23 protein-coding genes, 1 tRNA gene and 1 pseudogene are annotated in these 22,414 nt (G+C 69.4%); 15 read left to right on the top strand and 10 right to left on the bottom strand.

The window, feature by feature from the left end; genetic code table 11:
- Positions 1–20: 20 nt before the first annotated feature.
- From rqcH to AC4NMM_RS03970, 4 genes are all read left to right on the top strand, one after another.
- Positions 21–2,219, top strand: coding sequence for a ribosome rescue protein RqcH (rqcH, locus tag AC4NMM_RS03985; RefSeq protein ID WP_096392871.1), 2,199 nt, complete (start codon positions 21–23; stop codon positions 2,217–2,219).
- 76 nt (positions 2,220–2,295) lie between these two features.
- On the top strand, positions 2,296–2,688 hold the full coding sequence (locus tag AC4NMM_RS03980; protein WP_491923592.1) for a DUF5820 family protein: 393 nt from the start codon (positions 2,296–2,298) through the stop codon (positions 2,686–2,688).
- Between the two features lie 140 nt (positions 2,689–2,828).
- Positions 2,829–4,328, top strand: a complete 1,500-nt coding sequence (gene purF, locus AC4NMM_RS03975; RefSeq protein WP_491923591.1) for an amidophosphoribosyltransferase — start codon at positions 2,829–2,831, stop codon at positions 4,326–4,328.
- A 134-nt stretch (positions 4,329–4,462) separates the two neighbouring features.
- A complete protein-coding gene (locus AC4NMM_RS03970; RefSeq protein ID WP_491923590.1) occupies positions 4,463–5,542 on the top strand; it encodes a halocyanin domain-containing protein in 1,080 nt (359 codons plus the stop codon).
- A 27-nt stretch (positions 5,543–5,569) separates the two neighbouring features.
- Here AC4NMM_RS03970 and AC4NMM_RS03965 read toward each other — a convergent pair whose 3' ends face one another.
- Complete coding sequence (locus AC4NMM_RS03965; protein WP_491923589.1) at positions 5,570–6,130, bottom strand: DUF420 domain-containing protein; 561 nt, start codon at positions 6,128–6,130, stop codon at positions 5,570–5,572.
- 186 nt (positions 6,131–6,316) lie between these two features.
- On the opposite strand from AC4NMM_RS03965, the gene AC4NMM_RS03960 reads away from it, so the two are divergent.
- From AC4NMM_RS03960 to AC4NMM_RS03950, 3 genes are all read left to right on the top strand, one after another.
- Positions 6,317–6,401, top strand: a tRNA-Leu gene (locus tag AC4NMM_RS03960).
- 514 nt (positions 6,402–6,915) lie between these two features.
- On the top strand, positions 6,916–8,799 hold the full coding sequence (gatE, locus tag AC4NMM_RS03955) for a Glu-tRNA(Gln) amidotransferase subunit GatE (RefSeq protein ID WP_491923588.1): 1,884 nt from the start codon (positions 6,916–6,918) through the stop codon (positions 8,797–8,799).
- A gap of 67 nt (positions 8,800–8,866) precedes the next feature.
- The gene (locus tag AC4NMM_RS03950) at positions 8,867–9,397 is read left to right on the top strand and encodes a phosphate-starvation-inducible PsiE family protein (protein ID WP_096392877.1); all 531 of its coding nucleotides are present in this window, start codon (positions 8,867–8,869) and stop codon (positions 9,395–9,397) included.
- Positions 9,398–9,426: 29 nt separating this feature from the next.
- Here AC4NMM_RS03950 and AC4NMM_RS03945 read toward each other — a convergent pair whose 3' ends face one another.
- On the bottom strand, positions 9,427–9,909 hold the full coding sequence (locus AC4NMM_RS03945; protein ID WP_096392878.1) for an Lrp/AsnC family transcriptional regulator: 483 nt from the start codon (positions 9,907–9,909) through the stop codon (positions 9,427–9,429).
- Between the two features lie 182 nt (positions 9,910–10,091).
- Between AC4NMM_RS03945 and AC4NMM_RS03940 the strand changes: the two genes are divergently transcribed.
- The gene (locus AC4NMM_RS03940; RefSeq protein WP_491923587.1) at positions 10,092–11,033 is read left to right on the top strand and encodes a DMT family transporter; all 942 of its coding nucleotides are present in this window, start codon (positions 10,092–10,094) and stop codon (positions 11,031–11,033) included.
- Positions 11,034–11,061: 28 nt separating this feature from the next.
- Here the strand turns inward: AC4NMM_RS03940 and AC4NMM_RS03935 are convergent, their stop codons facing one another.
- Both AC4NMM_RS03935 and AC4NMM_RS03930 read right to left on the bottom strand, forming a co-directional pair.
- A complete protein-coding gene (locus AC4NMM_RS03935; protein WP_096392880.1) occupies positions 11,062–11,637 on the bottom strand; it encodes a DUF8526 domain-containing protein in 576 nt (191 codons plus the stop codon).
- Between the two features lie 141 nt (positions 11,638–11,778).
- Entirely contained in the window at positions 11,779–12,192 is a 414-nt protein-coding gene (locus AC4NMM_RS03930; RefSeq protein ID WP_096392881.1) for a 2Fe-2S iron-sulfur cluster-binding protein, read from the bottom strand.
- 96 nt (positions 12,193–12,288) lie between these two features.
- Here AC4NMM_RS03930 and AC4NMM_RS03925 point away from each other — a divergent pair, with 96 nt between their 5' ends.
- A complete protein-coding gene (locus tag AC4NMM_RS03925) occupies positions 12,289–13,278 on the top strand; it encodes a biotin--[acetyl-CoA-carboxylase] ligase (RefSeq protein WP_096392882.1) in 990 nt (329 codons plus the stop codon).
- 35 nt (positions 13,279–13,313) lie between these two features.
- On the opposite strand, the gene AC4NMM_RS03920 is transcribed toward AC4NMM_RS03925, so the two are convergent.
- Positions 13,314–13,925: a universal stress protein gene (locus AC4NMM_RS03920; RefSeq protein ID WP_491923586.1), complete on the bottom strand. Its 612-nt coding sequence runs from the start codon at positions 13,923–13,925 to the stop codon at positions 13,314–13,316.
- Between the two features lie 122 nt (positions 13,926–14,047).
- On the opposite strand from AC4NMM_RS03920, the gene AC4NMM_RS03915 reads away from it, so the two are divergent.
- From AC4NMM_RS03915 to ptsP, 4 genes and pseudogenes are all read left to right on the top strand, one after another.
- The gene (locus tag AC4NMM_RS03915) at positions 14,048–14,305 is read left to right on the top strand and encodes a DUF5789 family protein (RefSeq protein WP_096392884.1); all 258 of its coding nucleotides are present in this window, start codon (positions 14,048–14,050) and stop codon (positions 14,303–14,305) included.
- Positions 14,306–14,402: 97 nt separating this feature from the next.
- Positions 14,403–15,605 carry a redox-regulated ATPase YchF gene (locus tag AC4NMM_RS03910; protein WP_491923585.1) on the top strand — a complete coding sequence of 401 codons (1,203 nt, stop codon included), beginning with the start codon at positions 14,403–14,405 and terminating at the stop codon, positions 15,603–15,605.
- Positions 15,606–15,691: 86 nt separating this feature from the next.
- A pseudogene (locus tag AC4NMM_RS03905) lies at positions 15,692–15,952 on the top strand (HPr family phosphocarrier protein); the annotation flags it as partial.
- Positions 15,953–16,050: 98 nt separating this feature from the next.
- Positions 16,051–17,781 (top strand): phosphoenolpyruvate--protein phosphotransferase, encoded by a 1,731-nt coding sequence (gene ptsP / locus AC4NMM_RS03900; protein WP_491923584.1) that lies wholly within the window; start codon positions 16,051–16,053, stop codon positions 17,779–17,781.
- Between the two features lie 43 nt (positions 17,782–17,824).
- On the opposite strand, the gene dhaM is transcribed toward ptsP, so the two are convergent.
- From dhaM to AC4NMM_RS03875, 5 genes are all read right to left on the bottom strand, one after another.
- Positions 17,825–18,226: a dihydroxyacetone kinase phosphoryl donor subunit DhaM gene (gene dhaM, locus AC4NMM_RS03895; RefSeq protein WP_096392887.1), complete on the bottom strand. Its 402-nt coding sequence runs from the start codon at positions 18,224–18,226 to the stop codon at positions 17,825–17,827.
- Positions 18,226–18,999 carry a dihydroxyacetone kinase subunit DhaL gene (gene dhaL / locus AC4NMM_RS03890; RefSeq protein ID WP_491923583.1) on the bottom strand — a complete coding sequence of 258 codons (774 nt, stop codon included), beginning with the start codon at positions 18,997–18,999 and terminating at the stop codon, positions 18,226–18,228. Before dhaL ends, dhaM begins: the two co-directional genes overlap by 1 nt.
- Positions 18,996–19,994 (bottom strand): dihydroxyacetone kinase subunit DhaK, encoded by a 999-nt coding sequence (gene dhaK, locus AC4NMM_RS03885; protein ID WP_491923582.1) that lies wholly within the window; start codon positions 19,992–19,994, stop codon positions 18,996–18,998. Before dhaK ends, dhaL begins: the two co-directional genes overlap by 4 nt.
- A 98-nt stretch (positions 19,995–20,092) precedes the next feature.
- Positions 20,093–20,455 carry a hypothetical protein gene (locus tag AC4NMM_RS03880; protein ID WP_491923581.1) on the bottom strand — a complete coding sequence of 121 codons (363 nt, stop codon included), beginning with the start codon at positions 20,453–20,455 and terminating at the stop codon, positions 20,093–20,095.
- A gap of 108 nt (positions 20,456–20,563) precedes the next feature.
- A complete protein-coding gene (locus tag AC4NMM_RS03875; protein WP_491923580.1) occupies positions 20,564–20,770 on the bottom strand; it encodes a hypothetical protein in 207 nt (68 codons plus the stop codon).
- A 624-nt stretch (positions 20,771–21,394) separates the two neighbouring features.
- Here AC4NMM_RS03875 and AC4NMM_RS03870 point away from each other — a divergent pair.
- Both AC4NMM_RS03870 and AC4NMM_RS03865 read left to right on the top strand, forming a co-directional pair.
- Positions 21,395–21,748 (top strand): hypothetical protein, encoded by a 354-nt coding sequence (locus AC4NMM_RS03870; protein WP_491923579.1) that lies wholly within the window; start codon positions 21,395–21,397, stop codon positions 21,746–21,748.
- A 6-nt stretch (positions 21,749–21,754) separates the two neighbouring features.
- Positions 21,755–22,330: a hypothetical protein gene (locus tag AC4NMM_RS03865; RefSeq protein WP_491923578.1), complete on the top strand. Its 576-nt coding sequence runs from the start codon at positions 21,755–21,757 to the stop codon at positions 22,328–22,330.
- Positions 22,331–22,414 lie beyond the last annotated feature (84 nt).

Raw genomic sequence — 22,414 nt, 5'->3', positions numbered from 1 at the left:
CCCGCCGGTTGCTATGGTGTATGGACCAGAAGCGGGAGCTGTCGAGCATCGACCTCGCCGCGCTCGTCACCGAACTCAATCGGTACGAGGGCGCGAAGGTCGACAAGGCGTACCTCTACGACGACGACCTGCTCCGGCTGAAGCTTCGCGACTTCGACCGCGGCCGCGTCGAGCTCATGATCGAGGTCGGGGACATCAAACGGGCCCACGCCGCCGACCCGGACCACGTCGCGGACGCGCCGGGACGCCCGCCGAACTTCGCGAAGATGCTGCGGAACCGCATGTCGGGCGCGGACTTCGCGGGCGTCGAGCAGTACGAGTTCGACCGCATCCTCACCTTCGAGTTCGAGCGCGAGGACCAGAACACCACGCTCGTCGCCGAGCTGTTCGGCCAGGGGAACGTCGCCGCGCTCGACGAGACGGGCGAGGTGATCGGGGCGCTGTCGACGGTGCGGCTCAAGTCCCGCACGGTCGCCCCCGGCTCGCAGTACGAGTACCCGGCCTCGCGGCTGAACCCGCTCGACGTGAGCCGCGGCGCGTTCGACCGCCACATGCGCGAGTCGGACAGCGACGTCGTCCGGACGCTCGCCACCCAGCTCAACCTCGGCGGCCTGTACGCCGAGGAGGTGTGTACCCGGGCCGGCGTGCCGAAGGAGACGCCGATCGAGGAGGCGACCGACGACCAGCTCGGCGCGCTCCACGACGCGCTCGCCCGGATCGACGAGCGGCTCCGCTCGGGCGACGTCGACCCCCGCGTGTACGAGGAGTCCGTCGACGGCGAGGAGGACGGAGAGTCGAGCGACGAGGAGCCCCGCGTCGTCGACGTGACGCCCTTCCCGCTCGCGGAGCACGAGGGCCTGCCGAGCGTCGGCTTCGACTCCTTCAACGCCGCCGTCGACGAGTACTTCTACCGGCTCGGCAGCGAGGAGACCGACGAGGGCGAGGCCCCGGCGGACGCGGGCGCGTCCCGCCCGGACTTCGAAGAGGAGATCGCCAAACAGGAGCGGATCATCGAACAGCAGAAGGGAGCGATCGAGGGGTTCGAGGAGCAGGCGCAGGCGGAACGGGAGCGCGCCGAGCTGCTGTACGCGCACTACGACCTCGTCGACGAGGTGCTCTCGACGGTGCGGGAGGCCCGCGCAAACGAGGTGCCGTGGGACGAGATCGCGGAGACGCTCGACGCCGGCGCCGAGCGCGGCATCCCGGCCGCGGAGGCCGTCGTCGACGTCGACGGCGGAGAGGGAACGGTGACGGTCGAACTCGAAGAGGAAGGGGACGACGGGGGGACGGTGACGGTCGAACTCAACGCGAGCGAGGGCGTGGAGGTCAACGCCGACCGCCTCTACCGGGAGGCGAAGCGCGTCGAGGAGAAGAAGGCGGGCGCGCAGGAGGCGATCGAGTCGACCCGCGAGGAGCTGGAGGCCGTCAAGGAGCGGAAGGCGGAGTGGGAGGAGCAGCAGGCGGCCGACGACGGTGGCGAGGGCGACGCCGACGGTGCGGACGGCGAGGGCGACGACGAGGAGTACGAGACCGACTGGCTCTCGCGCTCCTCGATCCCGATCCGGAGCCCGGACGACTGGTTCGAGCGGTTCCGCTGGTTCCACACGTCGACGGGCTACCTCGTCATCGGCGGGCGCAACGCCGACCAGAACGAGGAGCTGGTGAAAAAATACATGAGCAAACACGACCGGTTCTTCCACACGCAGGCCCACGGCGGGCCGGTGACCCTGCTGAAGGCCGCCGGGCCCTCCGAGTCGGCGGACCCCGTCGACTTCTCCGAGGAGACGCTGCGGGAGGCCGCGCAGTTCGCCGTTTCCTACTCCTCGGACTGGAAGGACGGCCGCGGCGCGGGCGACGCGTACATGGTCGAACCCGATCAGGTGTCGAAGACGCCCGAGAGCGGCGAGTACATCGAGAAGGGGAGTTTCGTGATCCGCGGCGACCGGACGTACTTCGAGGACGTCCCCTGCCGGATCGCGGTCGGCGTCCAGTGCGAGCCGGTCACCCGCGCCATCGGCGGGCCGCCGTCGGCCATCGTCGACCGCGCGGCCGCGCACGTCACCTTCGAACCGGGGATGTACGCGCAGAACGACGCCGCGATGATGGCCTACCGGAACCTCAAAGAGCGGTTCACCGACCAGTCGTTCGTCCGCAAGGTCGCCAGCGCGGACCTGCTCCAGGAGTTCCTCCCGCCGGGCGGGTCGGACATCGTGGATTGAACGGGTCGAGCTGACTGACGGCAAAGCCGATCGCCCGAGCGCGACGTTTTCAAGCCTCCGCGACGGAGGGGGGCGCATGGCCTTCGAATCGCTGCCGGAGGGGTGGCGGCTGTGGAACGAGGAGCCCAGCGGGCGGGCGATCCTCGTCTACCGCCCCGACGTCTTCGGGAGCGGCGACCTCCCCGACGAGTGTCTCCCGACCATCTACCTGACGAACGGCGCCCGGAACGCGCGCCCCGGCTCGGGCCAGTACGCGACCGACGAGTGGCACGTCGTCTGCTTCTTGGAGCCCGAGATCGAGGCGGTCTCGGAGACGTACGAGAGCCGCGAGGCGGGCGCGGCCGGCGCGGTCGACGTCGCGGAGCGGTTCGTCGCCGGCGAGATCGATTATCGGGCGGCGTATCAGGTGCCCCGAGAGGAGTACTTCGCGCGCCTCGACCACTTCGTCGGCGGCGAGGAGTCCGCGTGAGCGGCGGTGTCCGAACCGCGTGACTGCGCGGCGACGCGAGGGCGTTTGTATCCACGATTACGCATAACTCGGACCGAGTTACGAGTAGATACGCCACGAACACGAGGATTTTTATCGCCGCCCGCCCCACCGTCGCGTACATGAACGCCGGTGGGGACTACGGCGGCGACGAACCGCGGGAGAAGTGCGGCGTCGTCGGCGTCTCGCTCGCGGATCGGGAGGCCGCGCGACCGCTGTACTACGCGCTGTACGCGCTCCAACACCGCGGCCAGGAGTCGGCCGGGATCGTCACGCACGACGGATTCCAACAGCACAGCCACGTCGAGCGCGGCCTCGTCGGCGACGCGTTCGAAGAGGGGGACCTCGCGTCGCTGTCGGGCGGCACCGGCATCGGTCACGTGCGCTACCCGACCGCCGGCAGCCTCGACAAGAGCTGCGCGCAGCCGTTCTCCGTCTCTTTCAAATCCGGCTCGCTCGGGCTGTCGCACAACGGCAACCTCGTCAACGCCGACGAGGTGCGCGAGGAGCTGGCCGCGGCGGGCCACGCCTTCACCTCCGACGGCGACACCGAGGTGATCGCCCACGACCTCGCGCGCAACCTCCTCGAAGAGGACCTCGTGCGGGCGGTCAAACACACGATGAACCGCATCCACGGCTCCTACTCGCTGGCGATCACCCACGACGACACCGTCCTCGGCGTCCGCGACCCGCTCGGCAACCGCCCGCTGTGTCTCGGGAAGATCGACGGCGGCTACGTCCTCGCCAGCGAGTCCGCCGCCATCGACACGCTCGACGGCGAGCTGATCCGCGACGTGCGACCCGGCGAACTCGTCGTCTTGGATCCCGACGGAACGGGCTACGACACGTATCAGCTGGTCGAGCGCGAGTCGACCGCCCACTGCTTCTTCGAGCACGTCTACTTCGCCCGCCCCGACTCCGTCATCGACGAGAGCCTCGTGTACGAGGTGCGCCGGAAGCTGGGTCGGAAGCTCTGGGAGGAGTCCGGCGTCGAGTCCGACGTGGTGATGCCGGTGCCGGACTCCGGCCGCGCGTTCGCCTCCGGCTACGCGGACGCCGCGGGCGAGACCACTCCCGATGGCGAGCCGCGGGCCGCCGACGACGGCGGGGTGGAGTTCGCCGAGGGGCTGATGAAGAACCGCTACGTGGGCCGGACGTTCATCATGCCCACGCAGGACGAGCGGGAGCGCGCGGTCCGGCTGAAGCTGAACCCGATCCGCTCGACGGTGGAGGGGAAGTCGGTCACGATCATCGACGACTCCATCGTCCGCGGAACGACCTCGACGCAGCTCGTCGAGCTCGTCCGCGAGGCGGGCGCCGAGGAGGTCCACCTCCGGATCGGCGCGCCGCCGATCCTCGCGCCCTGCTACTTCGGCATCGACATGGCGACGCGCGAGGAGCTGATCGCCGCCGACGCCTCGACCGAGGAGATCCGGCAGGAGGTGGGCTCGGACACGCTTTCGTACCTCTCCATCGACGCGGTCGCGGAGGCGCTCGGCGAGAGCCGCGCGGACCTCTGTCTCGGCTGCGTCACCGGCGAGTACCCCTTCGACGTCGAGGGCGAGGCGACCGACCGCGACGTCGACGCGCCGGTCTCGGATCCGACGCCGGCGGACGACTGAGCGCTTCGTTCGAACCCGGCGCTCGCGGACCATGAACCCCGTTTTTCCGACTCGACCCCGCACACGTTCGGCGCCGCTCCGACCGCTCGGGACGTATCGGGGGCTTAAATACGCTCACGGTCAGACGTGCGAACATGACACGGAACGCCGACGCCGCCGAGGACGACGCCGCGTCGATGAGCCGCCGCGGGTTCTTCCGCGCCGGGGCCGCCGGGGCGGCGGTCGCCGCGGGCGTCGCGGCCGGAAGCGGGACCGCCGCCGCGCAGTACGACGGCTGGCTGGACGACGTGAGCAACTACGACGGCACCCACGACTACCGCGGACAGGACGAGGTCACCGTTCAGGTCGGCGCGGGCGAGAACGGGCTCCGGTTCGGCCCGGCCGCGATCCTCATCGACCCGGGCGCGACGGTCGTCTGGGAGTGGACCGGCCAGGGCGGCGGCCACAACGTCGTCGCGCAAGACGGCACCTTCGACAGCGGGTCCGCGGTCGCGGAGGCGGGGACCACCTTCGAGTACACCTTCGAGGACGCGAGCGAGGGCGACACGTTCAACTACTACTGCGAACCCCACCGGTCGATCGGAATGAAGGGCGCCGTCGCGGTCGGCTCTGTCGACGACGACCTCGTCGACCCGCAGGCGGAGGGCGGCGACGGCTCCGGTGAGGGCAGCGACGCGGCCGGATACGGCGACTGGTTCGAGAACGTCGGCAACTACGAGGGGACACGAGACCTTCGCGGGCAAGACGAGGTCACCGTCTCCGTCGGCGCGGGCGAGAACGGGCTTCGGTTCGACCCGCCCGCGATCCTGGTCGATCAGGGGACGACGGTCGTCTGGGAGTGGACCGGTGAGGGTGGCGGCCACAACGTTGTCGCGGAGGACGGCACCTTCGACAGCGGGTCCGCGGTCGCGGAGGCGGGGACCACCTTCGAGTACACCTTCGAGGACGCGAGCGAGGGCGACGTGTTCCGGTACGCCTGCGAACCCCACCGGTCGATCGGCATGAAGGGCGCCGTCGCGGTCGGCGCCGTCGACGACGACCTCATCGGCGGCGAGGGAGGGTCCGGGGGCTCCGGCGGCGACGGGGGCTCCGGCGGCGGCAGCGGGCTCTCCGCGAGCGACATCGGGACGCTGGCGCTCGGCTTCGGCTTCGCCGGCGCGCTGCTCGTCCCGCTGTTCTACGCGGCACACCGGAAGGCCGAGCGGAACGCGTAGTCGACTCTCTCTTTCTGCCGCGTTCGGTCAGTAGACGTGGTACAGCAGCAGGTACACGCCGATTCCCATCGTGAAGGAGATCAGCCAGAGGACGGCGCCGACCATGCCGACCTGCGCGTGTCGCGTCCGATAGAGGTCCTCGTACGGCCGGGTCGCGGCCAGGAAGAGCGCGTGGAAGACGAAGGGGACGCAGACGATCGCGAGCAGGATGTGGATCGCTAAGAAGGGGAGGTAGACGTACGAGTAGACGGCCTCGGGGCCGGGGAACTCGGTGGTCCCGACGTGGATCAGCCGGTAGAGGTACGCGCCGAGGAACGCGGCGAACAGCGCGAAGGAGGTCACCATGAAGTTGCGGTGGCGCTTCACGTTCCCGCGAGAGATCTCACGCCAGCCGAGGGTGATCGTCGCGATGGCGGTGAGGGAGACGGCGGCGTTGAAGTGCGGGATCGCGGCGAGGACGGCGTCGCTCGCGCGGGGCAGCAGCGAACTCGGGATCGCGCCGCCCACCGCGCCGAAGACGAGCGCGAGCGCGACGACGGAGGCGACGGCGGTCAGGACGGAGACGTTCTCGCGAGCCCAATCGGACATACTCGTGCGGTGGGACGCGACCCCCAAACGCGTGCCGGTTGCGGTCGAGGCGGTTCGGGTGTGGTCGCCGAGCTGCGGCCGGCCGCGGCGCTCGACCTCGGTCTGCGAAACCCCGCCACGCTCCCGCCAAATGGAAGGGCTTTTAATTAGGGGAAGGGTACGTGGAGACGCGACAGAACACCGCGAGCGTGGGTAGCCAAGCCAGGCCAACGGCGCAGCGTTGAGGGCGCTGTCCTGTAGAGGTCCGCCGGTTCAAATCCGGTCCCACGCATCGCACGGGGTACACCCCCACGATGCACGGTGTTGTCTACACGACAGCACCCACGCACAATTCCTTTCGATGCTACGTGAGAAGTGACGAGTACGATCGGAACGCTGTGATCGTGAACCCCTCCAAAGCCCCAGCCGTTCGCTTATAAATGATTACTTGCGAACCGGCGGTGAACACCCCCAAAGCCCCAGCCGCGAGGGCGGCGCACACTCGTTGCGCTCCTCGCTCGCGTTGCTCGCTGCGGTGCTTACGTCGTCTGCGCCGCCCTCGCGGCTGCCCCTTTGAGTCCCACCCCGCACAGCACCGCACCTCACACCTCCCCAGCCTCGTCGGTCGCCGTCGCTTCGCTTGGCGACCGACTCCCTCGCGCGTGCTGTCTCGCGGCCGCCGGGGGCGGCCGCTCGCAGGCACGCGCCACCGCACAGCCATTTATAAATGACATCAGTGCTCACGATGTCTCGTCGCTCGCGCGAACTGCCACCCTTTTAGTCGCGCGCCGTCGGAGTGAGGCGTAATGAGTACGGACGCGACCCCCGAGTACGACTACGAGGAGCTGGGGCTCGTCGCCGGGCTGGAGATCCACCAGCAGCTCGACACCGAGACCAAGCTGTTCTGCGACTCCCCGACCGTCGAGCGCGACCCCGAGGAGTCCGACCGGTCGATCACCCGCAAGCTCCACCCGACGAAGAGCGAGCTGGGCGAGCTCGACGACGCCGCGATGGAGGAGAGCCGCGTCGATCGCGAGTTCACCTACCTCGCGTACGACACCACCTGCCTCGTCGAGGAGGACGACGAGCCGCCGCGGCGGGTCGACAGCGAGGCGCTCTCGGTCGCGCTCCAGATCGCCGACCTGCTCGACCTCTCCGTCGTCGATCAGGCCCACGTCATGCGGAAGCTCGTCATCGACGGCTCGAACACCTCCGGGTTCCAGCGCTCGATCCTCCTCGGGCAGGACGGCGAGATCGAGACGGAGTCGGGGTCGGTGTCGGTCGTCGACCTCATGCTCGAAGAGGAGTCCGCCAAGCGGGTCGAGGAGACCGACGACGGCGTCGTCTACTCGCTCGACCGACTCGGCGTCCCCCTCGTCGAAATCGGGACTGGCCCGGACATCCGGAGCCCCGAGGGCGCGCGGCAGGCGGCCGAGCGGATCGGGATGCTGCTGCGCTCGACGGGCGCGGTCAAGCGCGGCCTCGGCACGATCCGTCAGGACGTGAACGTCTCCATCGCGGACGGCGCCCGCGTCGAGGTGAAGGGCGTTCAGGACCTCCAGGGGATCGAGGACATCGTCCGCGGCGAGGTCGGACGGCAGGCGGAGCTGCTCGAAATCCGCGACGAGCTCCGCGAGCGCGACGCGAGCGTCGGCGACGTGTCGGACGTGACCGACGTCTTCGCCGACACGGAGTCGGGGGTCATCCGCGGCGCGCTCGACTCGGGCGGGAAGGTGACCGCCGTCCCGCTGTTCGGCTTCGACAGGCTCGTCGGCCGCGAGATCCAGCCCGACCGCCGGCTCGGCACCGAGTTCTCGGACCACGCGAAGCGCCACGGCGCGGGCGGCATCTTCCACACCGACGAACTGCCGGCGTACGGCGTCACCGAGGCGGAGGTCGCGGCCCTCCGCGACGCGGTCGGCGCGGGCGAGGGCGACGCGGTCGCCATCGTCGCGGCCGACCCGGAGACCGCCGACCTCGCGGTCGAGGCGGCCGCCGAGCGCGCGGAGACCGCGATCGAGGGCGTCCCCGAGGAGACCCGCGGCGCGAACGACGACGGGACCACGCGCTACCTCCGGCCGCTGCCGGGCGCCGCGCGGATGTACCCCGAGACGGACGTGCCGCCGGTCGAGCCGGACCCCTCCGACGTGGAGACGCCCGAACTCCTCGACGAGAAGGCCGAGCGGTACGAGGCGGAGTTCGGGCTCGACGCCGGCCTCGCCGAGCAGGTCGCGTTCGGCCAGCGGTTCCCCCTCTTCGAGGCCGCGGTCGAGCGCGGCGTCGACCCCACCTTCGCTGCGTCGACGCTGGAGTCGACGACGACGGAGATCCGGCGCGACGGCGCGCCGGTCGAGAACCTCACCGACGACCACTTCCTCGCCCTCTTCGACCTCGTCGAGGACGGCGACCTCGCGAAGGAGGGCGTCCCCGAGGTGCTGACGACGCTCGCGGAGGACCCCGATCTGTCGGCGAGCGAGGCGGTCGAGGAGGCCGGGCTCTCGGGCGTGAGCGAGGACGAGGTGCGCGAGGCGGTCGTCGAGGTCGTCGAGCGCAACGCCGACCAGATCGAGGCCGAGGGGATGGGCGCGTTCTCCGGGCTGATGGGCGAGGCGATGGGCGCCCTCCGCGGGAAGGCCGACGGCGAGGTCGTCTCCGACGTGTTACGCGAGGAGATCGGCAAGCGGTCGTAGCGCGCTTCCCGTCCGTTAGGCCCGTTTTTTACGTGTCGCGAGGTCCTGCTTCGTCCCGAGAACGACGATGGCAGACTCACCCCCGGCCGACCCGTCGGACGACTCGTCCTCGCCGGACCGGACGCCGAACCCGTCAGTCGCGAAGACGCGCGGCGACCGCGTCTCCGACGCGACGAACCGCTTCATCCACGGCGTCGAGCTGGCCGCGGCGGCGCTGTTCGCGCTCCTCTTCGGCATCGGCGTCGTCGACCTCGCGATCCAGATCGCCGAGTCGGTCCCGACCGGCGCGATCACCGATCCGAACACGGTCATCGGCTTCATCGAGACCGGGCTGCTGTTGCTCATCATCGTCGAGGTGTACGAGACGGTCGTCGCCTACATCGAGCAGAGCGACACCCGTCGGATCGTCAGGCTGGTGATCTACACCGGCGTCATCGCGATGGTCCGGAAGGTGATCATCTTCCGCACCACGGAGTACCCCTCCACGCAGGACGCCCTGTTCGCCGCGGTGTCGTACACGATCATCATCGCCGGGCTCGTGGCGCTGTTGTACGTTGAGCGCTCGGTCGGGTCGTCGCTGGTTCCGGACCCGGAGTGAGTTCCGGGACCCGTTCGTGAGTCCCGACGTCAGTCCGTCAGCTCCTCGATCAGCGTGTCGAGGTCGTACGTCGCCGGCGCGCGCGGCTCGTCGCGCAGCGTCGCGATCGTGAACGTCGAGTTCGTCCGCTCGACCTCCGGTATCGCCTCGAAGTCGCTGATGAGCCGCTCGACGGTGTCCGACGAGGAGAGCCGCGCGAGGACGACGAAGTCCGTCTCGCCCATCGTGAAGAACGCCTCCGTGACGCCCTCGACCGCGAGCAGCTCCTCGGCGAACTCCTCGTAGGGGCCCTCGTAGCTCGCGAGCACCTCGACGATGACGGTGACGCCGAGTCCGAGCGCCTCGTGGTCGAGGTCGTACAGGTCGTTCTCGATGACGCCGTCCTCGCGGAGGTTGTTCAGCCGGTAGTGGATCGTCGACACCGGAATCCCGGTCTCCTCGTGGAGCCGCTCCGGGCTCCCGGTGCCGAGATCGGAGATGGCCTTCACCAGCCGCACGTCGCGCTCGTCCATACGCCCCCTTCCCGTGATGGTCTGTTATATATTACGACCGATACGGTTGTAGTCGAGTTCAAGATTCGCTCTCATTTCGGAACCGTATCGCACGCAGTTCGTATGTGTGATTGTTCGTTCTCGATCTCGACTGATCCGAGAGACGAGCTTAACTATATTGAATAATTTTGAACCAGTAGCCAATGAACCTGCGGAACCTACTCTCTACTTCCGAATCGATCCTCGCGGCGTTCGTCCTCCTCGCGACGCTGTGGGGCACCTCCTTCGTCGCCATCGAGGCCGGGTTACACTACTTCCCGCCGCTGCTGTTCGCCGGCGTCCGCTACGCGATCGCCGGTACGGTCGTGTTGGGCGTCGCCGCGGTCGCCTCCGGCAGGACGATGCCCCGTGGCCGCGACGAGTGGCTCGGGGTCGCTGTCGCCGGGGCCTTCGTGATCGCCGCGTACCACGGGCTCCTCTACGTCGCGGAGCTGCGCATCTCGGGCGGGGTCGCGGCCGTGGTCGTGAGCCTCGCGCCGGTGTTGACCGCCGTGTTCGCGGCCGTCCTCCTCCCGAACGAGCGCCTCGGGCCCTTCGAGATCGGCGGGTTCGCCCTCGGGATCCTCGGCGTGATCGTGATCGCCGACCCGACGGAGGCCGGACTCGGCAGCGCCGCGCTGTTCGGCGTCGCGCTCGCGTTCGCCGGCGCGGTCGCCTTCTCGCTGGGCGCCGTGCTGCTCCGCCCGCTGCGGACCGACCTCCCGATCGCCGCGCTCCAGGGGTGGGCGATGGTTTCCGGCGCCGGGCTCCTGTTCGCCGGCGCCGCCCTGCTCGGCGAGTCGCCCGCGGCGATCGTCTGGAACGCGACGTCGATCGCGTCGCTGTCGTACCTCACGCTGCTGTCGGGCGTCGTCGCGTTCCTGATCTACTTCGCGCTGCTCGACGAGGTCGGGCCGACCCAGCTCCACCTCGTCGGCTACGCGGAGCCGGTCGTCGCCGCGGTGGGGAGCTGGGTCCTGCTCGGCAGCTTGATCGAGGCGGAGGCGGTCCTCGGCTTCGTCGCGATCCTCGCCGGCTTCCTCGTCTTGGAGCGCCGCGAGATCGCCGCCTACGTCGGCGTCGAGGACGCGCTCCGGGCGCACTGAAGAACCCGAATCCGGCGGTTTCTATCCTTCACTCTCCGATATCCCGACTCAGCCCCGCCCGGAGGTCGCGGCCGAAGTAGTGACCCAGCAGCGCGAGGACCAGGCCGACCCCTCCGCCGACGGCGACGAGCGGGAGCCCCCACTGCGAGAGGTAGTCGATCCCGATCGGGAGGAACCCGACGCCGAGGACGCTCGTCACCGCGCTCGCCGCGCCGGCCGCGCCACCGGCGATTCCCGTCTCGACGTACCGGCGCGTCGAGAGGACGAGGCCGAGCAGGAACGCGGCGAGGAACACGCCGCCCGCGGTCCCGATCGTCCCGCCGATGAGCGGGATCAGGCTTCCGACGAAGGACCCGACCGCGACGGTCACGAGCGCGAGCGCGAACGCCTTCGCCGAGAACCACCGACCCGAAACGCCGATTCGACCGGAGTCGCCGGAGCTTCCGGCGCTCCGCGCGCTCTCGGTGCCCGTGTCGGCCGCCGCGGCGTCGCCGGAATCGGCGCCGGACGACCCCTCACCGCCCGCGAGGTCGTCGTCGAGGAGGTCGTCGAGATCGTCCATCGGGTCGTCGTCGGACGACTCGCGCTCCTTGGAGGGTTGCATACCGGACGGTTCGGGCCCGCGGACTTGGCTTTTGTGCCGCGATCGGCGTTCGCGCTCCCGGTCGCCGCGCGGTCGCGTGTGACGCGGTACCGTTCGTCGTTTCACCGGAAACGAGGTGTGGGGTCCGTCGGTTCGCCGCGCTCAGCGGCCGTCCGCTCCCGCGTTTTCGCCGCTCGCGTCGGCGTTCCGCCCGCCCCACACGCGCTTGTCGACGAGCGCGACCGTCATCGGTCGGTCGACCGGAATCTGACACGAGAGACGCGGGTACCCGAACCGGTCGGCGAGGCGGTCGTGCCAGTGGTCGGCCGGCGGTCCCTCGCGAACGCGGACGCCGCAGGTGGCGCACAGCCCTCGCCCGCCGCAGTTGAGGCGGCGGGTCGCGGGCGCGTACGGCGACAGCCCGGCGTCGAGCAGGGCTCGGCGGAGGTTGCCGCCGCGCTCGACGTCGAGTTCGACGCGCTCGTCGCCGTCGACGACGACGAGCGGCACCGTCTCGGACCCGTCGTCAGGTCCGTCGTCGCCGTTGCCCCCACCGCCGCGGTCGCCGTCGCTCATCGGCGGTCCTTCGCGCGCCGGACACAAAGCGTCCCGGACCCGACCGGGCGTTCGAGACCCGGAACGGCTTTCGGCGCGGGCGTCGGAACGGGCGGTATGGACACGCGCCGCGCGCTGCTGGACGCCCTCGCGGCCGACGACGGTCCCGTCTCCGGCCCCGCCCTCGCCGAGTCGCTCGGCGTCTCGCGGGCGGCCGTCTGGAAGGCCGTCGAGGGGCTCCGCGAGGAGGGGTTCGCGGTCGCGTCGACGCCCGAGGGGTACGTCGCCCCCGAGGATCCCGGCTACTCCGGGCCGGGGATCGCGTTCGGGCTCGACGCCCCCTACTCGGTGGAGTACTACGACCGGATCGGATCGACGAACGCGCGGGCCCGCGAGCTCGCCGGGGAGGGCGCGGCCGACGTCGCCGTGGTCGCCGACGAGCAGACGGGGAGCCGGGGGCGCCTCGACCGCGAGTGGGTGGCGCCGAGCGGCGGCGTCTGGCTGTCGGTCCTGACGCGCCCCGACGTGCCGACGGCGCGGGCGCCGCTGTTCACCCTCGCGGCCGCGGTGGCGACGACCGACGCCGCCCGCGAGGCCGGCGTGGACGCGCGGATCAAGTGGCCGAACGACGTGCTCGTCGGGGAGGAGGCCGACGAATCGGGCGAGGGCGACTCGGACCCGACCGGCCGCGGCGGCCGGAAGCTGGCGGGGATCCTCACGGAGATGGAGGGGGAGGCCGACCGCGTCGGCTGGCTCGTCGTCGGCGTCGGGGTCAACGCGAACATCGATCCGGAGACGCTGCCCGCGGGCGCGGCGTCGCTGTCGGCGGAGCGCGGGGAACCGATCGACCGGCGGCGGTTCGCCGCGACGCTGCTCGAACGCTACGCGGCGCTGACGGCGTCGCCCGCGGCGCTCGACGGGGTCCTCCCGGCGTGGCGCGAGCGGGCGAGCACGCTCGGGCGGCGCGTCCGCGTCGAGGCCGCGGACGGGGTCGTGGAGGGAACCGCGGTCGACGTCGCGGGGCCGGGCGCGCTCGTGGTCGACACCGACGAGGGGCGGCGGCGCGTCCACGCGGGCGACTGCGAACACCTCCGCGACGCGGAGTGACTCGGGACGGCGGAGGCGCCGGCCGCTGCGTCCGCCTACCCGGTTTCCGTCGCGTCGGAGACCGAGCCGTCCGCGTCGGTCCCGGCGGCGCCCGTCTCGCCCGCGCTCGTCCCGCTCGCGGTCGCGGACTCCTCGCCGCCCGCGGAGCCGCTCGTGTTCGCCGAGTCGGTCGCGCTCTCCGATTCGGCGGCGCTCGGCGGCTCCTCCCCGTCGCCGATCCGGACGGTCAACACCGGGACCGACGAACCGCGGACGACCTTCTCCGCGACGCTGCCGAGGAGCAGCCGGTCGATCCCGCCGCGCCCGTGGGTTCCCATCACGACGAGGTCCGAGTCCGTCTCCTCGGCGTGAGTGACGATCTCGCGGCTCGGCGACCCCTCGACGACGGCGGTCTCGACGTCGACGTCGCGGTCCGCGGCCAGCTCTTCCACCGTTTCGAGCGCCGCCTCCGCGTCGTCGTACAGCAGGTCGCCGACGCCCTCCCAGGTCGTCTCCATCGGCATCCCGGCGTACCGCGCGGTGTCGACCACGTAGATGGCGCGGACCGACGCCCCGTGGACCGCGGCGAGGTCGAGCGCGTGGCACACCGCCAGCTCCCCCTCCGAGGAGCCGTCGGTCGGAACCAGGATTCGGTCGTATAGGGGCATGTTCACATATGACGTGTCACCGACAGCGGATAACTCTTTACAGTTTTTGCTGGTTCCTCGCCGGTATCCGTCGAAGCGGTACCAGGGCGCGCGTTTATGCCTCGTCCCGCCGACGGGACGGTATGACCGACGAGATCAACCTCTCCCGGCTCGAACCGACGCTCGAAGCGCGCGAGTACCCCGCCGACCGCGAGGCGCTCGCCGAGTCGTTCGCGGGCACGACGGTGCTGTTCGCCGACGGCGACGCCGACCTCGGCGACCTGCTCGCGGACGTCGACCAGGAGACGTTCGCGAGCGCGGCCGACGCGTACGCCGCGCTCCAGAACGTCCTCCCGATCGAGGCGCTCGGCGAGCCCGGGCAGTCCGACGGCGACGCCTGACCGGCGCGGCCGGAAACTCGCCCCGCTCCTCGTCACCGCTCCCCACGCCACGGCGCGTCTCGCATCGCTTTTTACCGCGGATCGCGCACTGGTGGTAATGAGCTACCGGATCGGTCTCGTCGGCAAGCCCTCGGTGGGGAAGTCGACGTTCTTCAACGCCGCGACCATGAACGACGTGCCGGAGGGCGCGTACCCGTTCACCACCATCGACCCGACCGTCGGCGAGGCGTACGTCCGCGTCGACTGCGCCGCCCCCGAGTTCGACGAGACGTGTACGCCGAGCGTCGGCGTCTGCCGCGAGGGGACGCGGTTCGTCCCCGTGAAGCTCGTCGACGTCGCCGGGCTGGTCCCGGGCGCCCACGAGGGCCGCGGGCTCGGCAACCAGTTCCTCACCGACCTCAACGAGACCGACGTGCTGATCCACGTCGTCGACTTCTCGGGGGAGACCGACATCGAGGGGGAGGCGACCGAGGGCCACGACCCGCGCGAGGACATCGACTTCTTAGAGGAGGAGCTGGACGCGTGGTACCTCGACGTGTTGGAGAAAGGGCTCGAGAAGTTCGAGACTCGGTACCACGGCGCGGACGCCGCTATCGAGGCGGAGCTCGCCGACCAGATGTCCGCGTTCGGCATCGACAAGGACCGGATGAAGCGCGTCATCCTCGCCGAGGGGCTCGAACTCGATCCGGAGACGTGGGACGAGACGGACCGGATCGAGCTGGCCCGCGAGATCCGCAAGCGGACGAAGCCGATGGTCGTCGCCGCCAACAAGATGGACACCCCCGAGGCGCAGGCGAACTGGGAGGAGATAACGACCGACCCCGACTACGACCACCTATCCTTCGTCCCCTCCAGCGCCCACGCGGAGAAGGCCCTCAAAAACGCGGACGAGGCCGGCGTCGTCGACTACACGCCCGGCGAGAGCGGCTTCGACGTCGTCGGCGACGTCTCCGGCGAACAAAAGGCCGGCCTCGACCAGATCGGCGAGTTCGTCGACGAGTACGACGGGACCGGCGTCCAGGGCGCGCTCGAAGCGGCCATCTTCGACGTGCTGGGCTGTATCGCCGTCTTCCCCGGCTCCGCGAACGGGAGCAAAGACGAGAAGGGCGTCTTCCGCGACTGCTTCATCCTCCCCGAGGGGTCGACGACGGAAGACTTCGCGTACCACATCCACTCCGACATCGGCGAGGGGCTGCTCCACGGCACCGACTGCCGGAGCGGGCGGCAGGTCGGCACCGACCGCGAACTCTCCCACCGCGACGTGATCGAACTGGTCTCGACGAAGCAGGCGGCGCCGTAGTCGGGGCGGCGCCGTAGTCGGCCCGGCCCTCCCCGACCTCCGGCGACTCCGATCAGCTATTACCCGCCGGAGTCCAACCCGATCCCATGGAACGGACCGTCACGGTCGAACCCGAGGCCGGCCTCCACGCGCGGCCCGCCTCGAAGCTGGTACAGACGGCGAACCGATTCGACGCCGACGTGTCGATCGGCCGCGACAACGACGGCGACGACGGCCTCGTCCGCGCCGACAGCATGCTCTCCGTCAGCGGGCTGAACGTCGAGCACGGCGAGTCGGTCCGCGTGGTCGCCGAGGGGCCCGACGCCGAGGCCGCGCTGGACGCGGTCTGCGACCTCCTCGCGAGCCCGGTCGAGGAGGCGCCGGAGGGGGAGGCGGACGAGGGGGCCGAGACCGACGGCGGCGACGCGGGCGAGACCGACGGCGGCGACGAGGCGGGGGACGCGCCGTGAGGACGCTCGACGGCGTCGGCAGCACGCCGCGTGCGGGGGTCGGGACGGCGCGCTGGTACCGCCCGGACGCCGACCTGACGCTCCCCGACCGCCCGGATCCCGACTCGGTCGACGTCGACGCGGAACTGGATCGCTACGAGGCGGCCCGGGACGACGTGCGCGAGGCCCTGCGCGAGGCCCGCGACCGGACCGCGGAGCGCGTGGGCGAGGAGGAGGCCGCGGTGTTCGAGGCCCACGAGGGGTTCCTCGACGACCCGACGATAGTCGAGGACGTGGAGGCCGCGGTCCGCGGCGGGACGCCCGCGGCGCACGCCGTCGCGGACCGGTTCGACGAGGCGGTCTCGCAGTTCGAGGGGATGGAGGGCCGGATGGCCGAGCGCGCCGACGACCTGCGCGACGTGCGCGACCGACTGCTCCGCACGCTCCTCGGCGCGGACGGCGGCGACGGCGGAGCGGCCGCGACCGACCTCTCGGCCCTGCCTGACGGGACGATACTGCTCGCGGAGCGGCTCACGCCGAGCGACACCGCCGCGCTCGACCCCGACGCGGTCGGCGGGATCGCGACGATCGAAGGGGGTCGCACCTCTCACGCCGCGATCATCGCTCGTTCGCTCGCGATCCCCGCGGTCGTCGGCGTCGGCGCGGACCTCGAATCGGTCGCGGACGGGGAGACGGTCCTCGTCGACGGCGAGGCCGGCGAGGTCGTCGTCGACCCCGACGAGGAACGGCGCGAGGCGGTCCGAGAGGGCGGTCCGGACGCGATCCGGGAGCGCGTCGAGACCGCGGACGGCCGACCCGTCGAGGTCGCGGCCAACGTCGGTGGCGAGGCCGAGCTGGGGCCGGCCGCCGAGCGCGGCGCCGACGGGATCGGGCTGTTCCGCACCGAGTTCCTCTTCGTCGACCGCGAGGCGCCGCCGAGCGAGGACGAGCAGTACGAGGCCGTGACGGCCGCCCTGTCGGCGTTCGACGACCCCAAGGACCGGGTCGTCGTACGCACACTCGACGTCGGCGGCGACAAGCCGGTCCCCTACCTCGACCTCCCGGACGAGGAGAACCCGTTCCTCGGGCGGCGGGGGATCCGGCTGTCGCTCGACGAGCACGCGGACCTCTTCGAGACGCAGCTCCGGGCGCTGCTCCGGGCCGCCGCGACCGAGGCGGGCGACGGGCTGGCCGTGATGTTCCCGCTCGTGACGCGGGTCGAGGAAGTCGAGCGCGCGGTCGACGCCGTCGACTCGGTCGCCGCCGACCTCACCGACGAGGGCGTCGCCCACGCGGTCCCCGAGCTGGGCGCGATGGTCGAGACGCCGGCGGCGGCATTCCTCGCGGACGCGCTCGCCGACCGCCTCGACTTCCTGAGCGTCGGGACGAACGACCTCTCGCAGTACGTGATGGCGGCCGACCGCGGGAACGACGCGGTCGCCGAGTACCACGACCCGCTCCACCCGGCGGTGCTGCGCGCGCTCGACCACACGACCGCGGCCGTCGAGGGGACCGACGCCTGGGTCGGGATGTGCGGCGAGATGGCCGGCGATCCGGCGCTGACGGAGCTGCTCGTCGGGCTGGGCTTCGACGAGCTCAGCATGAGCGCGGTGACGGTCCCGGACGTGAAACGGCGGATCCGCGGGGTCGATGCCGACGCCGCGGCGTCGCTCGCGGCCGACGCGGTCGCCTGCGAGACGCGGAGCGAGGTGCTGGACGTGCTTGGCCTCGACGACCGCGCGGCGTAGACCGCATCGGAGCGAGAGCGGGGCGGCGACGAGCCGGTCCGTCTTACAGCTTCTCGATGTCGCGGGCCGCCTCCGCCTGCTCGCGGACGGACTCGACCGTGGCCGACGGGTCGGTGGCCGCGACCGCCGCGTTGACCGCGCCCTCGAGGACGGGGGCGTCGGCGATTACCGCCTCCGCCTCGCTCAGTTCGACGGCGACGTCCGCGTTCATCACCGCGCTGCCGAGGTCGACGAGGACGACGACGCCGTCCGCGTCGGCGGCGTCACTCCCCTCCCCGGCCGCGGCGTCGATGGCGTCCTCGATGGCGTCGGGGACGGTGCCGATCCCGCCCTTCCCGTCGCCGCCGACCGGCTCGATGCGGGTGTCGCCGGCCATCTCGGCGGCGACCTCCGCGATCCCCTCCGCGGCGCGCTCGCTGTGCGAGACGACGACGATCCCGACCATCAGTCGTCCTCCGAGGCCGCCGCGGAGCCGTCGTCGGCCGCCTCGTCCGGATCCTCGTCCGGGATCGTCGGCGACGAGGCGTCCGTCTCGGGGACGTCGACGCCGACCCGGTTCGCGGCGACATCGAGGACCTCTTCGAGGATGAACAAGGTGCTGGTTGCCCCCGGGTCCTGGTGGCCGACCGAGCGCCAGCCGAGGTAGGAGGCGCGGCCCTTCCGCGCGCGGATCGGGACGGTGAACGCGACGCCGCGCTCCGCGGCGTCGACCGCCTTCGCGAGCGCCTCGACCGGCGGGAGGTCGTCGACCTCGATCGACTTCTTGAATGTGTGGACCGCGGGGGTCAGCGCGTCGACCATCGTCTGGTCGCCGACGCGCGCGTCACCGCGGTCCTCCACCTTCTCCAGGTAGGTCTCCGCGAACGCGACCGCGGTCTCGGGGGTGATCCCCTCGTCGAGCTCGCCCGCCGCGAACACGAGCGACCCGCCGAACAGCGGTCCGGAGGCGCCGCCGACCTCGGCCATCAGCGTCTTGCCGACCGTCTTCGCGACGGTCTCGGCGTCCGGGTCGTCGAGGTCGCGCGCGGCCTCGGCCGCCTCGGCCCAGCCGCGCGCCATGTTCCCGCCGTGGTCGGCGTCGCCGATGGCGGAGTCGAGCTGGGTGAGGTGGTCCCGCTCGTTCTCGATACGCTCGGAGATCGCCTCGACGGCCGCGACGACCGCTGCGCCGTCGTCGGCCGCTCGGTCACCGTCGGTCGTCGCACCGTTGTCGCTCATTTGACGGTCAGCGCCGGGGTGTCGGCCGGCGCGTCGAACAGCTCCTTCAGTTCGTCGTCGACCGCGCACACCGTGATCGACGCGCCGGCCATGTCCAGCGACGTCATGTAGTCGCCGACCCACGCGTCGTACGTCTCCAGGCCGCGCTCGCCGAGCAGCTCCTGCAGCCGGCGGTTGAGGACGAACAGCTCCATCTGCGGCGTGGCGCCCATCCCGTTGACGACCGTGAGCACCTCCTGCCCCTCGTCGAGGTCGAGGTCGTCGAGGACCGCCTCGGCGAGGTGTTCGGTCACCTCGTCCGCGGGCATCGCCTCGGTGCGCTCGGTGCCCGGCTCGCCGTGGATCCCGATGCCGAGCTCGATCTCGTCGTCGCCGAGGTCGAAGGTTGGCTCGCCCTTCTCGGGGGTGACGCAGGAGGTGAGCGCGGTGCCCATCGTGCCGACGTTGTCGACCACCTTCTCCGCGACGCGCTTGACCTCCGAGAGGTCGGCGCCCTGTGCGGCCTTCGCGCCCGCCGCCTTGTGGACGAGGATCGTCCCGCAGACGCCCCGGCGCCCGGAGGTGTACAGCGAGTCCTCGACGGCCACGTCGTCGTTCACCACGACGCTCTCGACCTCGACGCCCTCCATCTCCGCGAGCTCGATGGCGGTCTCGAAGTTCATCACGTCGCCCTCGTAGTTCTTGACGATCGCGAGGACGCCGTCGCCCGCGTCGCAGGCGCCGATGAGTTCCTCGAACTCGTCGGCGGTCGGCGAGGAGAACACGTCGCCCGCGGCCGCCCCGTCGAGCATGCCGTCGCCGATGTACCCCGCGTGGGTCGGCTCGTGGCCGCTGCCGCCCCCGGTCACCAGCGCCACCTTGTCGTCGACCGGCGCGTCGTCGCGCACGAGCACCTGCGTGTCCGGCAGCCGCCGCAGGCGGTCGGGATGCGCCGCGGTCATCCCGTCGAGCATCTCGTCGACGACGTCGTCCGGGTCGTTGATCAGCTTCTTCATGATCGTTGGTACCGACTCGCGCTGAGCGGTTAAACGTAGTGGGGGCGGGGGTCGCCGCACCGCCGGCAGAAAGATTGCTCGCCGCGCCCGGCGAGCGGTCAGTTCGGTTCGACGTCGAGGGTGCCGCACTCGCGACAGCGGTAGACGCCGTCGTCGCTCCGGTCGGGAACGCGGAACTCGTGGCCGTGCTCGCAGACGCCGCCGTCGTCGAACGCGTCCGCGACCGGGTCGAGGTCGACCGACTCGCAGGCCGGGCACGCGTATGTCCCGTTCCCGATCTCGGTCGGCGCGGCGAAGTAGTGGCCCTTCAGGCAGCGGCCGCCGTTCCGGATCCCCTCGGCGCCCGGCGAGACGTTCTTCGCGTTGCACCGCGGGCAGTAGTAGGTGCCACCGCCGGTGCGTCCCGCGGACGCGAAGTAGTGGCCGTTCGAACAGGTCCCGCCGTCTTCGAACATGTCCATACCCCGCCGCACGGTGAACTGCGGTATAAATTCCCGGCCTCGATTCGTTCAATTATTCCGAAACGAGCCGCGGCCGCTCGCCCTTGCGATGTCGAGGGAGGCGTCGGATTACAGGGCCCAGCTGGCGAGGACCCCGAGCACCACCACGGCGCCGAGGACGGTCAGCGCGCCGCCGAGGAGCGGCGAGTCGGCGAGCAGCGGGACGCCGACCGCCACCGCCACGAGGCCGGCGAGCAGGAGGAGGATTTTCAGGATGATCGTGGGGACCAGTTCCAGAATGACGTCGAAGACGGGTTCGACTATTTCGTCGAGCATGGTTTGAGGGCGTTTGTCGGTGGCTGTTGACTGGTAAAAATATTCGGTGGTTCGGGATCCGGAACTCGCGGAGCGTGGTCCGGGCGACGTTGTGGTTCTCGTGGTCGGCGCGGACGAGCGTCGCGAGCGCTGCCGGGTACTCGTCACTCAGTATCGATGCCGCGTTTCGGACGGGGGTTTCAGGCTTCGCGTGGTGTCGGTGTACCATGTCAGACGCACGTCTGACAGGGCAGCAATAAACACATATCTGCTGTTGTATCTTCTTTCTGTAAGACAGGGGTTTACCTCCCAGTTCTGTTGTATTTGATAGAAGAGTACGTATTCCAACGGCTCTGACACTCGTCAGACATCACCATCAAAGCTATAACAGTTGAAAGATATATTCCGCTTGTAAGACAGACAGTCCTTGAGGCGATGGGACTAAATCAAACATAAGATGCCGCCACCCGGCGGGTGGTCAAAATGAGCGAACGATACGCTAATACAAGGCGAGTCGACGTTGACCTTTCTGATAGGGCCAAGTGGATACTCCGGCTTATGTACACGCCCGGTCCAGATGGCGACCCTGAACCTATGTTCGGACGTACTCGAATCATGAAAGCTGCTTTCCTTGTCCATCGAAAGATGGAAGAGGAATTTAATCTGGAGATTGGATTCGATTTTAGAGCATACAAATACGGACCGTTCGATCAAGGTGTTTACGAAGCCTTGGAAGAGCTTCAGGACAAATCATTAGTCGACAAAACATCATCAGGAAACCATTCGTTGCCTCGTGAGGAGCCTAGATATGCACTCACTTCAGCAGGGCATAAAAAGGGCCATGAGTTATTCGAATCTCTTGATCCACAGAAGCAGGAATTGCTCAGATGGGTTAGATATGAGCAGGCTGACCGGCCTCTGGGAAGTCTGCTCTCCTACGTATACCGGAAATATCCAGATATGACTAACAATTCCGAGATAACAGATCGAGTCGCATAGTAACGAATGGCGGTTTCGGCCTCGACTACGATATTGCTAGCGGGATTCAATGGCTTAGCAGCGCTTGTGACTTTTGGGATGGAAAATCCCCGGGAGCAATATTATAATAAGATTCCCGATGTCAAAGAAAACCGAATTGCCGATGTCACAAATGCTCTCGGACCAATTGTTGCTGATGTAAACGAATTCATACAGAATGGGGAGGACGGATCTGTTGAGGAACTAACAGAGACAAATCAAGCAACCATTGCTCTCGCAGATAGCATCACTCCATCTGACGATTTGCCCGATCTCCGCCAGGCTCTTACTGACTATTACGAACCTCCGAAGGTGTATCGTAGATGTCGGCTCTCCAGAGATGGCTGCTACTATGCCTTTGTCCCAGGAGTTGTACTCTCCATTCTGCCTGTCGGGTTTCAGCAAGCATCACTTGATAGCACATGGTTTGATGCTGTCTCGACTGCGTCCTACTGGTTGTCAGCTATCGCTCTCATCATTGGAGTAGGAATGTTTTTGTCATTTATGTTTCACAGAACCAAACTCGATAAAATGACAGAGAGTGCTGATTTCCAGTTGGAATAGCTGTTCAATCTAGTGTAATTGTATGTTCTCCGCAAACGACTGCGTCCGGAGGATCAAGCGGGTGATGGCGAAGTACGACCACGA

This window comes from Halorubrum sp. SD41, assembly GCF_058630335.1.
The sequence above is the reverse complement of the archived record's forward strand: the minus strand, read 5'-3'. Positions and strand labels throughout refer to the sequence as shown.

Bases quoted from the DNA above. Each gene is read 5' to 3' on its own strand.
- rqcH (WP_096392871.1), top strand. From the start codon at position 21: ATGGACCAGAAGCGGGAGCTGTCGAGCATCGACCTCGCCGCGCTCGTC.
- AC4NMM_RS03980 (WP_491923592.1), top strand. From the start codon at position 2,296: ATGGCCTTCGAATCGCTGCCGGAGGGGTGGCGGCTGTGGAACGAGGAG.
- purF (WP_491923591.1), top strand. From the start codon at position 2,829: ATGAACGCCGGTGGGGACTACGGCGGCGACGAACCGCGGGAGAAGTGC.
- AC4NMM_RS03970 (WP_491923590.1), top strand. From the start codon at position 4,463: ATGACACGGAACGCCGACGCCGCCGAGGACGACGCCGCGTCGATGAGC.
- AC4NMM_RS03965 (WP_491923589.1), bottom strand. From the start codon at position 6,130: ATGTCCGATTGGGCTCGCGAGAACGTCTCCGTCCTGACCGCCGTCGCC.
- gatE (WP_491923588.1), top strand. From the start codon at position 6,916: ATGAGTACGGACGCGACCCCCGAGTACGACTACGAGGAGCTGGGGCTC.
- AC4NMM_RS03950 (WP_096392877.1), top strand. From the start codon at position 8,867: ATGGCAGACTCACCCCCGGCCGACCCGTCGGACGACTCGTCCTCGCCG.
- AC4NMM_RS03945 (WP_096392878.1), bottom strand. From the start codon at position 9,909: ATGGACGAGCGCGACGTGCGGCTGGTGAAGGCCATCTCCGATCTCGGC.
- AC4NMM_RS03940 (WP_491923587.1), top strand. From the start codon at position 10,092: ATGAACCTGCGGAACCTACTCTCTACTTCCGAATCGATCCTCGCGGCG.
- AC4NMM_RS03935 (WP_096392880.1), bottom strand. From the start codon at position 11,637: ATGCAACCCTCCAAGGAGCGCGAGTCGTCCGACGACGACCCGATGGAC.
- AC4NMM_RS03930 (WP_096392881.1), bottom strand. From the start codon at position 12,192: ATGAGCGACGGCGACCGCGGCGGTGGGGGCAACGGCGACGACGGACCT.
- AC4NMM_RS03925 (WP_096392882.1), top strand. From the start codon at position 12,289: ATGGACACGCGCCGCGCGCTGCTGGACGCCCTCGCGGCCGACGACGGT.
- AC4NMM_RS03920 (WP_491923586.1), bottom strand. From the start codon at position 13,925: ATGCCCCTATACGACCGAATCCTGGTTCCGACCGACGGCTCCTCGGAG.
- AC4NMM_RS03915 (WP_096392884.1), top strand. From the start codon at position 14,048: ATGACCGACGAGATCAACCTCTCCCGGCTCGAACCGACGCTCGAAGCG.
- AC4NMM_RS03910 (WP_491923585.1), top strand. From the start codon at position 14,403: ATGAGCTACCGGATCGGTCTCGTCGGCAAGCCCTCGGTGGGGAAGTCG.
- dhaM (WP_096392887.1), bottom strand. From the start codon at position 18,226: ATGGTCGGGATCGTCGTCGTCTCGCACAGCGAGCGCGCCGCGGAGGGG.
- dhaL (WP_491923583.1), bottom strand. From the start codon at position 18,999: ATGAGCGACAACGGTGCGACGACCGACGGTGACCGAGCGGCCGACGAC.
- dhaK (WP_491923582.1), bottom strand. From the start codon at position 19,994: ATGAAGAAGCTGATCAACGACCCGGACGACGTCGTCGACGAGATGCTC.
- AC4NMM_RS03880 (WP_491923581.1), bottom strand. From the start codon at position 20,455: ATGGACATGTTCGAAGACGGCGGGACCTGTTCGAACGGCCACTACTTC.
- AC4NMM_RS03875 (WP_491923580.1), bottom strand. From the start codon at position 20,770: ATGCTCGACGAAATAGTCGAACCCGTCTTCGACGTCATTCTGGAACTG.
- AC4NMM_RS03870 (WP_491923579.1), top strand. From the start codon at position 21,395: ATGGAAGAGGAATTTAATCTGGAGATTGGATTCGATTTTAGAGCATAC.
- AC4NMM_RS03865 (WP_491923578.1), top strand. From the start codon at position 21,755: ATGGCGGTTTCGGCCTCGACTACGATATTGCTAGCGGGATTCAATGGC.